The organism is Mesorhizobium sp. M1006 (assembly GCF_040318825.1).
Lineage (GTDB): Bacteria > Pseudomonadota > Alphaproteobacteria > Rhizobiales > Rhizobiaceae > Mesorhizobium.
This window is the reverse complement of sequence record NZ_JAMYMZ010000088.1, coordinates 1-11,967: the sequence shown is the minus strand read 5'-3', so window position 1 is coordinate 11,967 and position 11,967 is coordinate 1. Positions and strand designations below refer to the sequence as shown.

Annotated in this window: 11 protein-coding genes and 1 pseudogene; 8 read left to right on the top strand and 4 right to left on the bottom strand. The window is 64.0% G+C overall.

Going from position 1 to position 11,967, the window contains the following annotated elements:
* Positions 1 to 202: 202 nt before the first annotated feature.
* Positions 203 to 844, bottom strand: coding sequence for a peroxiredoxin-like family protein (locus tag NKH60_RS33775; protein ID WP_352617818.1), 642 nt, complete (start codon positions 842 to 844; stop codon positions 203 to 205).
* A gap of 417 nt (positions 845 to 1,261) precedes the next feature.
* Between NKH60_RS33775 and NKH60_RS33770 the strand changes: the two genes are divergently transcribed.
* Positions 1,262 to 1,864 (top strand): cupin, encoded by a 603-nt coding sequence (locus tag NKH60_RS33770; RefSeq protein WP_352617815.1) that lies wholly within the window; start codon positions 1,262 to 1,264, stop codon positions 1,862 to 1,864.
* Between the two features lie 55 nt (positions 1,865 to 1,919).
* Here the strand turns inward: NKH60_RS33770 and NKH60_RS33765 are convergent, their stop codons facing one another.
* On the bottom strand, positions 1,920 to 2,828 hold the full coding sequence (locus NKH60_RS33765; RefSeq protein WP_352617813.1) for a hydrogen peroxide-inducible genes activator: 909 nt from the start codon (positions 2,826 to 2,828) through the stop codon (positions 1,920 to 1,922).
* Positions 2,829 to 2,975: 147 nt separating this feature from the next.
* On the opposite strand from NKH60_RS33765, the gene katG reads away from it, so the two are divergent.
* Positions 2,976 to 5,174, top strand: a complete 2,199-nt coding sequence (katG, locus tag NKH60_RS33760) for a catalase/peroxidase HPI (protein WP_352617810.1) — start codon at positions 2,976 to 2,978, stop codon at positions 5,172 to 5,174.
* A gap of 79 nt (positions 5,175 to 5,253) precedes the next feature.
* Here katG and NKH60_RS33755 read toward each other — a convergent pair whose 3' ends face one another.
* Positions 5,254 to 5,931: an MIP/aquaporin family protein gene (locus NKH60_RS33755; protein WP_023677138.1), complete on the bottom strand. Its 678-nt coding sequence runs from the start codon at positions 5,929 to 5,931 to the stop codon at positions 5,254 to 5,256.
* A gap of 345 nt (positions 5,932 to 6,276) precedes the next feature.
* On the opposite strand from NKH60_RS33755, the gene NKH60_RS33750 reads away from it, so the two are divergent.
* The 3 genes from NKH60_RS33750 (at position 6,277) to NKH60_RS33740 (ending at position 8,851) form a co-directional block, all read left to right on the top strand.
* Positions 6,277 to 7,566: an RsmB/NOP family class I SAM-dependent RNA methyltransferase gene (locus tag NKH60_RS33750; RefSeq protein ID WP_352617806.1), complete on the top strand. Its 1,290-nt coding sequence runs from the start codon at positions 6,277 to 6,279 to the stop codon at positions 7,564 to 7,566.
* Positions 7,567 to 7,691: 125 nt separating this feature from the next.
* Entirely contained in the window at positions 7,692 to 8,150 is a 459-nt protein-coding gene (locus NKH60_RS33745; protein ID WP_023677140.1) for a PaaI family thioesterase, read from the top strand.
* A 26-nt stretch (positions 8,151 to 8,176) separates the two neighbouring features.
* A complete protein-coding gene (locus tag NKH60_RS33740) occupies positions 8,177 to 8,851 on the top strand; it encodes a 5'-methylthioadenosine/S-adenosylhomocysteine nucleosidase (RefSeq protein ID WP_352617804.1) in 675 nt (224 codons plus the stop codon).
* Here NKH60_RS33740 and NKH60_RS33735 read toward each other — a convergent pair.
* Positions 8,823 to 9,149: a hypothetical protein gene (locus tag NKH60_RS33735; protein WP_352617801.1), complete on the bottom strand. Its 327-nt coding sequence runs from the start codon at positions 9,147 to 9,149 to the stop codon at positions 8,823 to 8,825. The two genes, NKH60_RS33740 and NKH60_RS33735, sit on opposite strands and share 29 nt — an antisense overlap.
* A 71-nt stretch (positions 9,150 to 9,220) precedes the next feature.
* On the opposite strand from NKH60_RS33735, the gene NKH60_RS33730 reads away from it, so the two are divergent.
* The 3 genes and pseudogenes from NKH60_RS33730 to NKH60_RS33720 form a co-directional block, all read left to right on the top strand.
* Positions 9,221 to 9,754, top strand: a complete 534-nt coding sequence (locus NKH60_RS33730) for a MarR family winged helix-turn-helix transcriptional regulator (protein WP_352617798.1) — start codon at positions 9,221 to 9,223, stop codon at positions 9,752 to 9,754.
* A 55-nt stretch (positions 9,755 to 9,809) separates the two neighbouring features.
* Complete coding sequence (gene guaA, locus NKH60_RS33725) at positions 9,810 to 11,372, top strand: glutamine-hydrolyzing GMP synthase (RefSeq protein ID WP_352473470.1); 1,563 nt, start codon at positions 9,810 to 9,812, stop codon at positions 11,370 to 11,372.
* Between the two features lie 207 nt (positions 11,373 to 11,579).
* Positions 11,580 to 11,879: pseudogene (locus NKH60_RS33720) on the top strand (helix-turn-helix domain-containing protein); the annotation flags it as partial.
* Positions 11,880 to 11,967 lie beyond the last annotated feature (88 nt).

The following is an 11,967-nucleotide window of genomic DNA, read 5'->3' as shown; positions in this document are numbered from 1 at the left end:
TCGACCCCTCTACCCGCTCAAGTCAAAATGGCAGTCGCGCCATCTCAGAACGAGGCGCCCCTCCCGCGAAGCGGGTTCGTGCATTGGGCGCGAAGCGGTCATCCACGATCCTCAGGTTCTGACCCAGGACGGCCGTTCCCCGGTAGTGAGCGGGAAGGGCGCGGTCGTCGAGCGAGTGTCAGCCGCCTATTTCCGCAGCCCATCAATGTGCAACTTGGGAGGCCGCTGACATCAATTCCTCCGGATTCGGCGCCTTGAAGGTATTGAGGCCATCCTCCAGAACTTCAGTGAAGTTCCAGCGTACGATGCCCGCCCGGTCGATTAGGAATTGACCGACAAGCTGCCCCTGGCCGGAAGCCATCGCCTGCTGATCGGCTCCCGTAATCTCATATCCTTCCTTCTTGTTAAGAAACTCGTACATTGCCATGACGTCCATAGGCTCGGGCAACTCGCCCGGGAGATCGACACGGATCGCCATGACCGTGTCCATCCCGACCTCGCGCAAGCCGAAAGCACGGTGCGAGGCCCGCTCCGGGTCGGATGCGGCGAGAAGATCGGGTGCCGGGTGGTAACGGAAATAGAGCCGCGCCCGCTCTACCGGCGTATTGACCACCGCCAGGCATTCGATGCCTTTCTCACGCAGGGCCGGCTTAAGTTGCGCCATCGCCGCGACATGGCGCCGGCAGAACGGACAGTGCAGGCCTCGGAACAAACCGATCAACAACGGGCTACGGCCTCGAAAATCGTCGAGCGCGATCTTGCCTTCGCGGGAGATCGCATCGAGAATAATATTCGGCGCCCGGTCGCCCGGCTGCAGCGGGCGTTCGACATTACTCGTGGACATGGACAACCTCCTCGCCCCGGATAAGCACACCCAGCCATCCGGAGTTGAGTCCATGCTGGGCGACGCCGGGGCAAAAATGCGTTCGACCCTTGCCATATTGCCGAGGTCGAGATTACGCGCGTTGCAAGTGCATCATAACACGAAAAAAGCCTCTGCGGGTCGCCCGTTTCGCGAGCTGTCGCGAGCGCTGTGGCAAAACAGTGTAATCGTCTCATCCGTGCCATGGGACGACACAGCTGCGGGACCGATTGGATCTTCACATGCTTGCGGTGTTCAAGTCTTGAAACTTGGGCGGCTTCGCTGTGCCCGGACGTCAAATGCCGACCGCACAGATCGCGGAACTCTGCCCTCAGCGGAACCGACCCGCCATGCAGCCGGTTAATCGGCATGAAGCCACCACCAATCCAAGGCCGCACCATGAGCATTCTGCAAACCACGAAGAAAGCCGTCGAGCAGGTCACCGGTATCGCCAGGCCGGGCAGGCGAGAGGTCGCCGACCTCCTCAGGCCGCGCAAACCGAACGAGTTTCGTTTCAGCGATGATGGCCTGGTGCCCAACCATCCGTTCTGGCCGCTGGTCGTCTATCGCGGTGCCGTGACGCTGCCCGAAGACTTCGATCCGGCGGCTGTCATCGAGGCGCTTTTCGAGGCAAATGGCTGGGGCGATAGCTGGCGCAACGGCATCTACGGTTACGTCCACTACCATTCGCGGATACACGAGGTGCTGGGCGTTGCGCGCGGCACGGCCAAGGTCCGCTTTGGCGGCAGCAAGGGGCGGACGCTGCCGCTGAAGGCCGGCGACGTCGCGGTGCTTCCGGCCGGCACCGGGCACCAGCGTCTTTCCGCATCCGACGATTTTCTGGTTGTCGGCGCCTATCCTCCATCCGGCACCTATGACCTGTGTACGACCGCCGCCGACCATGCCAAGGCAGTCGTCTCGATCCCCAGGGTCGGCCGTCCGCGCAAGGACCCTGTCTATGGAAGCAACGGCCCGTTGCTCGCAGCCTGGAAAAAGGATTGAAGTCGTTTTCTTGCAGGTTGGCTTCGGGGCTAAAACCGGATCCTTGACCCGCCGCTCAAGCCGCCAGCACCGCCGCATCCAGCCTGCGGATGATCTTCGCCAGTTCGACGCACTCGTCGTGCCGGACCTTGTTGCGCCGCCAGGCGAGGCAGATCGTGCGTTGCGGCATCGGTTCCTGGAACGGCACGATCTTCAAATCGGGGATAGTGCTGGCCGGTCCGGCCGCCATTTCCGGGATGAGCGTGACGCCGAGCCCGTGCGCCACCATCTGTAAGAGCGTCGTCAGGCTGGTCGCGCCATAGCTTGCCATCGCCACCGGCCGCACGCTGCCGCAGACGGCGAGCGCCTGTTCGCGCAGGCAATGGCCTTCCTCGAGCAGCATCAGCCGCTCCAGCGCCGGGCTCTCCGGTGGCACCGGCGGCGAGGCGAAGGCGGGATCGCCGGCCGGCACGGCCAGGAAGAACCGGTCGGAGAAAAGTTCCTCGGTAACCAGGCCTGGGTAATCGAGAGGCAGCGCCGCAACGAAGGCGTCGAGCTTTCCCGAACTGGTGTCCTCGACCAGGGAGGCGGTCACGGCTTCGCGCAGTTCCAGCTGCAAGGCCGGGAAATGCCGTTTCAGCTCCGGCAGCACATGCGGCAGGAGATAGGGCGCCACCGTCGGGATGATGCCGAGCCGGAAGCGGCCTTCCAGCGCCGGGCGGCCGCGCCGGGCCGTCGCCTCGACGTCGCGGACGTCGGCAAGAATGCGCTCGATGCGCGGCAGCAGGGCCACGGCCTCGTCGGTCATCCGCACCACCTTGCCGCCGCGCTCGAACAGACGGCAATTCAGCCGCAGCTCCATCTCGGCGATCTGCGAAGACAGCGCCGGCTGGCTGACGCCGGCGAGTTTTGCGGCACGGCCGAAATGCAGCGTCTGCGCCAGCGCCTCGAAATAATGCATCTGCCGGACGGTCAAACCGATCATAAGGAAAACCTATCAGAATAAACAGCAAAGGCAATTTGTCTTTATCGGCTGGGCGGGCTAGTCTGGAACCATTCCAGGATGGCGCGGCCGCCGGCCCTGCCCGGAAAATCAACAAAATCCCGAAAAATCAACAAATCGGAGGCAAAGATGGACGCGAAAACCGACGACAACAGCGCCGGCAAATGCCCGGTCCCACATGGATCGGCCAGGAGGAGCAACCGTGACTGGTGGCCGAACCAGCTTGACCTTGGCGTCCTCCATCAGCAGTCCAGCCTGTCGGACCCGATGGACGAGGACTTCGACTACGCCAAGGAATTCAAGAGCCTCGATCTCGATGCGGTGATCAGGGATCTGCACCAGGTGATGACCGATTCGCAGGATTGGTGGCCGGCCGATTTCGGCCATTACGGCCCGCTCTTCATCCGCATGGCCTGGCACAGCGCCGGTACCTATCGCATCGGCGACGGCCGTGGCGGCGCCGGCGCCGGCCAGCAGCGTTTCGCGCCGCTCAACAGCTGGCCGGACAATGCCAATCTCGACAAGGCGCGCCGGCTGCTGTGGCCGGTCAAGCAGAAATACGGCAGGAAAATCTCCTGGGCCGACCTGTTGATCCTCACCGGCAACGTCGCGCTGGAATCGATGGGCTTCAAGACCTTCGGCTTCGCCGGCGGCCGCGCCGATGTCTGGGAGCCGGAGCAGGACGTCGACTGGGGATCGGAAACCAAGTGGCTCGCCGACGAGCGCTATTCCGGCGACCGCGAACTTCAGGGCCATCTCGGCGCCGTGCAGATGGGGCTGATCTACGTCAACCCGGAAGGCCCGAACGGCACGCCCGATCCATTGGCCGCGGCGCGCGATATCCGCGAAACCTTCGCCCGCATGGCCATGAACGATGAGGAAACCGTGGCGCTCATCGCCGGCGGCCATACCTTCGGCAAGACCCATGGCGCCGGCGATGCATCGCTCGTCGGCCCGGAGCCGGAAGGCGCCGGCATCGAGGCGCAGGGCCTCGGCTGGTCGAGCAAGCACGCCACCGGCATTGCCGGCGACGCCATCACCTCGGGCCTCGAGGTGACCTGGACCACGACGCCGACCAAATGGAGCAACAACTTCTTCGACAATCTGTTCAACTACGAATGGGAGCTGACCAAGAGCCCGGCCGGCGCCCATCAGTGGACGCCGAAGGGCGGCGCCGGTGCAGGCACCGTGCCGGACGCGCACGATCCCTCCAAGCGCCGCGCGCCGGCGATGCTGACCACCGACCTCGCGCTGCGCGTCGACCCGGCCTACGAGAAGATCTCGCGGCGCTTCCATCAGAATCCTGATCAGTTCGCCGATGCCTTCGCCCGCGCCTGGTTCAAGCTGACGCATCGCGACATGGGTCCGGCCGTCCGCTATCTCGGCCCGCTCGTGCCGAAGGAAGAGCTGATCTGGCAGGACCCGATACCGGCAATCGAGCACGAGCTGGTCAGCGAGCAGGACATCGCCTCGCTGAAGGCGAAGATCCTGGCCTCCGGCCTGTCCGTCTCAGAACTGGTCTCGACCGCCTGGGCCTCGGCCTCGACTTTCCGCGGCTCCGACAAGCGCGGCGGCGCTAACGGCGCCCGCATCCGCCTGGCGCCGCAGAAGGATTGGGAGGTCAACCAGCCGGCGCAGCTGGCCAAGGTGCTCGAGACACTCGAAAGCATCCAGAAGGGTTTCAATAACTCGCAGTCCGGCGGCAAGAAGGTCTCGCTTGCCGACCTGATCGTTCTTGGCGGCGTCGCGGCGATCGAGAAGGCGGCGAAAGACGGCGGCCATGACGTGGGGGTGCCGTTCACGCCAGGCCGCATGGACGCCTCGCAGGAACAGACCGATGTCCAGTCATTCGCCGCGCTCGAGCCGAAAGTCGATGGCTTCCGCAATTATGTCAGGGGCAAGCCGCCGATGTCGGTCGAAGCGATGCTGGTCGACCGGGCGCAGCTGCTGACCTTGACGGCGCCGGAGATGACGGTGCTCGTCGGCGGGTTGCGGGTGCTCGGCGCCAACACCGGTCAGTCGAAGCACGGGGTGTTCACCGACAGGCCGGGCACGTTGACCAACGATTTCTTCGTCAACCTGCTCTCCATGAACACGGTTTGGGATCCGGCCGCCGGTTCCGATGAAGTCTACGAAGCGCGCGACCGCAAGACCAGGGCAGTCAGGTGGACCGGCACCCGCGCCGACCTGATCTTCGGCTCGCACGCGCAACTGCGGGCGCTGGCCGAGGTCTACGGATCGGCCGACGCCGAGCGGAAGTTCGTCAGGGACTTCGTCGCCGCCTGGACCAAGGTGATGAACGCCGACCGTTTCGACCTCGCGGCCTGATCCGGGCATACGAATTCTCGACGCAACAAAAAAAGGCGCGGGCCTCGACCCGCGCCTTTTCCATGAAGCCTTCGAAAAATCAGTCTTTCTCGAAGATACCGGCCTTTGCGACCACGCCGGCGATGGCGCCGCCGATCAGCGGCGCGACGATGAACAGCCAGAGCTGGCCGATCGCCGCAGTTCCCGAAAACAGCGCCGGTCCGATCGAACGGGCCGGGTTGAGCGATGTGCCGGTCACCGGAATGATGGCGAAGTGCAGTCCGGCGAGCGTCAGGCCGATAACCAGGCCGGCGAAGGCCGTCGTGTGCTTGGCGTTGGTGACGCCGAGGATCACCGTGACGAAGGTGAAGGTGCCGATCAGCTCCCACAGGAAGGCCGAGCTGACGCCCCATTTCGTCACGTCCCAGCCATTGGCGCCGAAGCCGCCGGTGTGGCCGCCGACCTGTCCGGAGACGATGATCCACAGCGCCAGCGACGCGATGATGGCGCCGATGACCTGCGCGATCCAGTAGGGAATGACGTCCCTAGCCGGCATCCGCCCGGCGAGGAACACACCGAGCGTCACCGCCGGATTGAGGTGCGCGCCGGAAATCGGGCCGATCGCGTAAGCGGCCGCTATCAGGCCGATGCCGAACGCCAGACCGATACCTTCCTGGCCGAGCGGCAGCGCGCCGCCGAAGCCGCCCGTCACCACCGAAGCCGTGCCGATGAACACCAATAGAAACGTGCCTAGAACTTCCGCCAGATAAGTTTTCATTGCCCTCTCCTCGTATCGACCCGCGGCTCCGCTTTTTCTGCGACGCGAATCACCGCGCAAAGAGTATTCGCAACCGGAAAACTTGCAAAGCAGAGCAGTTTCGCAAGCCGCTATGCTTGTGAGCGCCGGATACGCACATTAGAGACTTATAATATATTGATCGAATTGTTCGTTCCGCATGCCGGCGCCCGCCTGGTGGCCGCGGCTCGCGATGCACCAATCCACATTCGTCACCCCTCGGCATGGATCGTCTCGCCGTCGGCGAAACAGAACTGTTTCAATCAGGGCACGAAAAGCTCTAAGAGCAGGGCCGGAATTAATTTACTGAGTAATGGAAGACGACAAATGAGACTGGGCGGGCGGCTGGCGGCAGCCATTGAAGTGCTTGACGACATTGGCCGTCGCCACCGGCCGGTGGCCGATGCGCTGAAGGACTGGGGCCTGTCGCACCGCTTCGCCGGCGGCGGCGACCGCGCCGCAATCGGCAACATCGTCTACGACGCGCTGCGCCGCAAGCGCTCGGCCGGCTGGCTGTTGGGCGAAGACACACCGCGCGCCATCGGCTTCGGCGCGCTGCTGCTCGAATGGGGCCAGACGGCGCAGTCGCTGAACGAGGCGCTCGAGGGCGACAAGTTCGCGCCGCCGCTGCTTACCGCCGACGAATTGAAAACGCTCGGCGGTCGCCGGCTTGCCGATGCGCCGCCGGCCGTAAGGGCAGACATCGCCGACTGGTGCATGCCGCTGTTCGAACGGGCGTTCGGCACGGCCTGGGTGGAAGAGGGTGCCGCGCTGGCGACGCGCCCGCCGCTCGATCTCAGGGTCAACACGCTGAAGGCCGATCGCGGCAAGGTGCTGGCGGAACTGGCGGAGACGGGCGCCAAGCCTGCCCGGGTCGCGCCGCACGGCATCCGCATCCCGCCGATCGAGGGCGATGGCAGGCACCCGAACGTGCAGGCCGAACCGGCCTTCCAGAAAGGCTGGTTCGAGGTTCAGGACGAGGGTTCGCAGATTGCGGCCGAACTGGCCGGCGCCGAACCTGGAATGCAGGTGCTCGATTTTTGCGCCGGCGCCGGCGGCAAGACGCTGGCGCTGTCCGCGGCGATGGACAATCGCGGCCAGATATTCGCCCACGATGCCGAGAAGGCACGGCTGGCGCCGATCTTCGACCGCATCCGCCGTTCGGAAAACCGCAATGTGCAGATCGTCACCAAGCCGGCCGAACTGGCGCCGCTCGGCAAGCACATGGATATCGTCGTGATCGATGCGCCCTGCACCGGCAGCGGCACCTGGCGGCGCCGGCCGGATGCTAAATGGCGGTTGACGCAAAGACAGCTCGACGCCCGCAAGGGCGAGCAGGAGACGATCCTCGATGCCGCCAGGGACTTCGTCAAACCCGGCGGCCTGCTGGTTTACATCACCTGTTCGGTGTTCGACGAGGAGAATGGCGACCAGGTTTCGGCCTTCCGGGGCCGCCATCCCGGTTTTGTCCCGCTCGATCACCGCCAGCTTTGGGACAGCCGTTTTGCGGGCCACGAAGCGGCAATGCGCATTGGCGCTGCGGGCGGCATTTCGCTGTCGCCATTGCTGAGCGGCACCGACGGCTTTTACTTCTGCGCGCTGCGGCGGGCCGGCTGAATCGTTGCCATCGATACAGGGCTAAGCCGAATGCTGCAGTGCAGCATTTGCGATTGCCTGCCGCCCACCCCTCTGCGATAAATGCCTTTGCAATAAGATTTGCCGAGAAACGAAGGGCGACGGCCATGGCAGCAAAGATCGTTCCTGCTCCCGATTATGAGGACCGCGTCAGGACGTCCTTCGCGCGCCAGAACGCGATGATGACGATCGGCGCCGAGCTGACGCTGGTGACGCCCGGCATCATCGAGATCGAAATGCCCTATTCTGCGGCGCTGACGCAGCAGCACGGCTTTCTCCATGCCGGCGTCATTTCGACGGCTCTCGACTCGGCCTGCGGCTATGCGGCATTCTCGCTGATGCCGGAAAATTCCGGCGTGCTGACCATCGAGTTCAAGGTCAATCTGCTGGCGCCCGGCAGGGGCGAGCGCTTCCTGTTCCGCGGCTCGGTGACCAAGCCCGGCCGCACCATCATCGTCGCCGATGGACAAGCCTATGCGTTCGCCGTCGACGGCGAGGCCAAGCTGATCGCCACGATGACCGGAACGATGATGACAGTGCTCGGCCGCGACGGAATCGAGGGCTGAGGAGCGGGTAGGGAGGATGGACGATCATGGCCGGCAAGACACCTGGTGAGCTCACCCCGATCTCCGGCAAGTCCGTTCTCTTCGTCATAGCGGCCGAGGCCGAATACGGTCCACACCTGCAGCGGCTGTTCACACCGCTGATGACCGGCGTCGGACCGGTCGAGGCCGGCGTCGGACTCAGCGCCGAACTATCCCGGCTGCATGCCGGGATGGCGCTGCCCGATCTCGTCGTGTCGCTCGGGTCGGCGGGCAGCCGGACGCTGGAGCAGACGGAAATCTACCAGGCCGTTTCGGTTGGCTACCGCGACATGGACGCCTCGCCCCTGGGGTTCGAGAAGGGCGCCACGCCGTTCCTCGACCTGCCTGTCAGCGTGCCGCTGCCGTTCAGGATACCAGGCGTCAGACAGGCGACGCTGTCGACCGGGGCGGCAATCGTCACCGGCGCCGCCTACGACGCGATCGCCGCCGACATGGTCGATATGGAGACCTTCGCCTGCCTGCGCGCCTGCCAGCTGTTCGACGTTCCGCTTATCGGCCTGCGCGGCATTTCCGACGGCGCGGCCGATCTGAGACACGTTGGCGACTGGACCGAATATCTGCACGTCATCGACGAGAAGCTGGCCGCGGCGGTGCAACTGCTGGAACAGGCGATCGCCTCAGGCGCGATCGACTTCAAGCTTGTTGGGGCGGCAGGTTCTTAGCGTTGCCGAACAGCACGCCGATCATCCTGAAGCGAACGGCGTTGTCGCGATTGATGTAAGTGACTGACCCGGGCTCGTGATCGAGGGTCCAGCGTCCGGTCGCGCCGGTGTCCCAGTCGGCGACATAACCGTCATCGAGCATCCGCCAGCGCCCGCTTCGCGCCTCGCCATCGTCGAGCAGCATGTGCGCGGCACCCTCGCATTCAAAATAGACGTAAGCCTCCTTGCCGTTTCGTTCCAACACATGGGTCATGCCCGGAATGAGCATTGCAAGGGCTTCCTTCTGAAGTGCTGCCATGATTTCCTCCTGAATTGAAGTCGCCGATTGCCTTGACCGGCATCGCCACTTAGAGTGAACTAGTAGTCAAGATGCTTGACTATGTATCGGGCGAGAAGAATTTGGTCAAGGACCTTGACGAAAAACCTGAAGCGCTGCCGGATCACATAGGTTGGCGGCTGTGGCAGGCGAGCCGCGCCTGGCAGACCGAGTTCGCCGCTGCGATGCGCGCTGCCGGCCATCACTGGTTCACCGAAGCGCGTGCCGGCCTGCTTGGACATATCCCGCGCGGCGGCATGCGCCAGTCGGCGCTGATCGAGCGCTCGGCGATCTCAAAGCAGGCGATTCAGCAATTGCTCGATGGCCTGGAGACGGAAGGTGTGTTGCACCGTCTGCCCGATCCGCAAGACGGTCGCGGCAAGCTTGTGCGCTACACCCGCAAGGGCCTGGACGCCCTGCGCGATGGCGACCGCATCAAGCTGCAGATCGAACGGAGCTATGTTGCCCGCCTTGGTCACGAGCGTTTCGCGGCGCTGATGGGCGCCTTGCGGTCACTCGATACAACGCAAACTGATGCATTGGACAAAGCCTCTGGCGTTCAGGACAACACACCGGAATCGAAGTGAAAGCGCGACCTCACAACCCATTGCGCCGACTCGTTTCTTTCTCTAAACGCTCGCCATGAAAACAGCCAATCATCCCGACACCGTCCTGATTGTCGATTTCGGCAGCCAGTTCACCCAGCTGATTGCCCGCCGCATCCGCGAGGCCGGCGTCTTTTCCGAGATCGTGCCCTTCCAGTCGGCCGAGGCGGCGTTCAAGCGCATCGATCCGAAGGCGGTGATCCTGTCCGGCGGTCCGGCCTCGACCGGCGACATCGGCAGCCCGCGCGCGCCGCAGATCGTCTTCGATGCCGGCGTGCCGGTGCTCGGCATCTGCTATGGCCAGATGGCGATGTGCGTGCAGATGGGCGGCGTCGCCGAAAGCTCCGACCACCGCGAATTCGGCCGCGCCTTCGTCGAGATCGCCAAGGACAGCCCGTTGTTCGAGGGCCTGTGGGCGCCCGGCCAGCGCCACCAGGTGTGGATGAGCCATGGCGATCGCGTCATCTCCCTGCCCAAGGGGTTCGAGGTGCTCGGAAAATCGGAGGGCTCGCCCTTCGCCATCTTCGGCAATGTCGAGCGCAAAATGTACGGCCTCATGTTCCACCCCGAAGTGGTGCATACGCCGGACGGCGCCAGGCTGCTCCGCAACTTCGTCCACAACATCGCCGGCATCGAAGGCGACTGGACGATGCGCGCCTACCGCGAGCACGCGGTCGAGACGATCCGCAAACAGGTCGGCAAGGGCAAGGTGATCTGCGCGCTGTCGGGCGGCGTCGATTCCTCGGTCGCGGCCTTGCTGATCCATGAGGCGGTCGGCGACCAGCTCACCTGCATCCTTGTCGACCACGGTCTGATGCGCAAGGACGAGGCATCAGGCGTGGTGGAGATGTTTCGCCAGCATTACAATCTGCCGCTGATCCTGGTCGACGCTTCGGACCGTTTCATCGGCGCGCTCGAGGGCGAGTCGGATCCCGAGAAGAAGCGCAAGACCATCGGGCGGCTGTTCATCGAAGTGTTCGAGGAGGAGGCCGAGAAGCTCGGCGGCGCCGATTTCCTGGCACAAGGCACCCTCTATCCCGACGTCATCGAAAGCGTCTCTTTCAGCGGCGGCCCGTCGGTGACGATCAAGTCGCATCACAATGTCGGCGGCTTGCCCGAACGCATGAACATGCAGCTGGTCGAGCCGCTGCGCGAATTGTTCAAGGACGAGGTGAGGGCGCTCGGCAAGGAGCTCGGCCTGCCCGACAGCTTCATTGGCCGGCATCCGTTCCCCGGTCCCGGTCTCGCCATCCGCTGTCCGGGCGGCATCACCCGCGAAAAGCTGGAGATCCTGCGCGAGGCCGACGCCATCTATCTCGACGAGATCCGCAAGGCCGGACTCTACGACGCCATCTGGCAGGCCTTCGCCGTGCTGCTGCCCGTGCAGACCGTCGGCGTGATGGGCGACGGCCGCACCTACGAGTTCGTCTGCGCGCTGCGCGCCGTCACCTCGGTCGACGGCATGACGGCAGACTTCTACCATTACGACATGGCATTCCTGGGAGCAGCCGCCACCCGCATCATCAACGAGGTACGCGGCATCAACCGCGTCGTCTACGACGTGACGAGCAAACCGCCAGGCACCATCGAGTGGGAGTGAGGGGTACAAACGGCGGCAATATCGTAGTTTGGGCGGCTAGTTTCATCGCCGCGCAATTACCGTTCTAGTCGAGTTTTTCACTCCGCTAAGCTGGCTTTCTCCATCTTTGCCCGGCAACTCCGATCTGCGGCCACTTCTAGTGGATTGATTGGGACGAAAGAGTCCTGTTGGGATTTCTGTTGTCGCCGCAGCGTGCGACGTTAGGGGATGCGTACTGGCATCAGCATTTCTGTAACGGCCTCGGACAGGGCTCGGCTTGAAGCGATCGTGGCGGGGCGGAGTTCGCCGCAGAAGCATGTCTGGCGCGGATCATTCTGCTGACCCGATCAGGGGCTTGGAACGCTCGCGATTATGGCGGCGACCGGCAAGTCGAAAACCTGCGTGTGGCGATGGAAGGAACGCTTCATGGCCGAGGGTGTCGAAGGACTGCTGCGCGTCAAGACCCGGCCTCCGGGCATCGCGCCGCTTGAGGCCAGGCTGGTCGACCAGGTCGTGGCGCTGACGCTGGTGCGCAAGGCCGGTTGCTCCAACGCTCGGGCCAAACATTTATGTTTGGATGTCGTGCAGTATCGTTAATCTCCAAGCGGCTTTAAAT

Bases quoted from the DNA above. Each gene is read 5' to 3' on its own strand.
- NKH60_RS33775 (WP_352617818.1), bottom strand. From the start codon at position 844: ATGTCCACGAGTAATGTCGAACGCCCGCTGCAGCCGGGCGACCGGGCG.
- NKH60_RS33770 (WP_352617815.1), top strand. From the start codon at position 1,262: ATGAGCATTCTGCAAACCACGAAGAAAGCCGTCGAGCAGGTCACCGGT.
- NKH60_RS33765 (WP_352617813.1), bottom strand. From the start codon at position 2,828: ATGATCGGTTTGACCGTCCGGCAGATGCATTATTTCGAGGCGCTGGCG.
- katG (WP_352617810.1), top strand. From the start codon at position 2,976: ATGGACGCGAAAACCGACGACAACAGCGCCGGCAAATGCCCGGTCCCA.
- NKH60_RS33755 (WP_023677138.1), bottom strand. From the start codon at position 5,931: ATGAAAACTTATCTGGCGGAAGTTCTAGGCACGTTTCTATTGGTGTTC.
- NKH60_RS33750 (WP_352617806.1), top strand. From the start codon at position 6,277: ATGAGACTGGGCGGGCGGCTGGCGGCAGCCATTGAAGTGCTTGACGAC.
- NKH60_RS33745 (WP_023677140.1), top strand. From the start codon at position 7,692: ATGGCAGCAAAGATCGTTCCTGCTCCCGATTATGAGGACCGCGTCAGG.
- NKH60_RS33740 (WP_352617804.1), top strand. From the start codon at position 8,177: ATGGCCGGCAAGACACCTGGTGAGCTCACCCCGATCTCCGGCAAGTCC.
- NKH60_RS33735 (WP_352617801.1), bottom strand. From the start codon at position 9,149: ATGGCAGCACTTCAGAAGGAAGCCCTTGCAATGCTCATTCCGGGCATG.
- NKH60_RS33730 (WP_352617798.1), top strand. From the start codon at position 9,221: ATGCTTGACTATGTATCGGGCGAGAAGAATTTGGTCAAGGACCTTGAC.
- guaA (WP_352473470.1), top strand. From the start codon at position 9,810: ATGAAAACAGCCAATCATCCCGACACCGTCCTGATTGTCGATTTCGGC.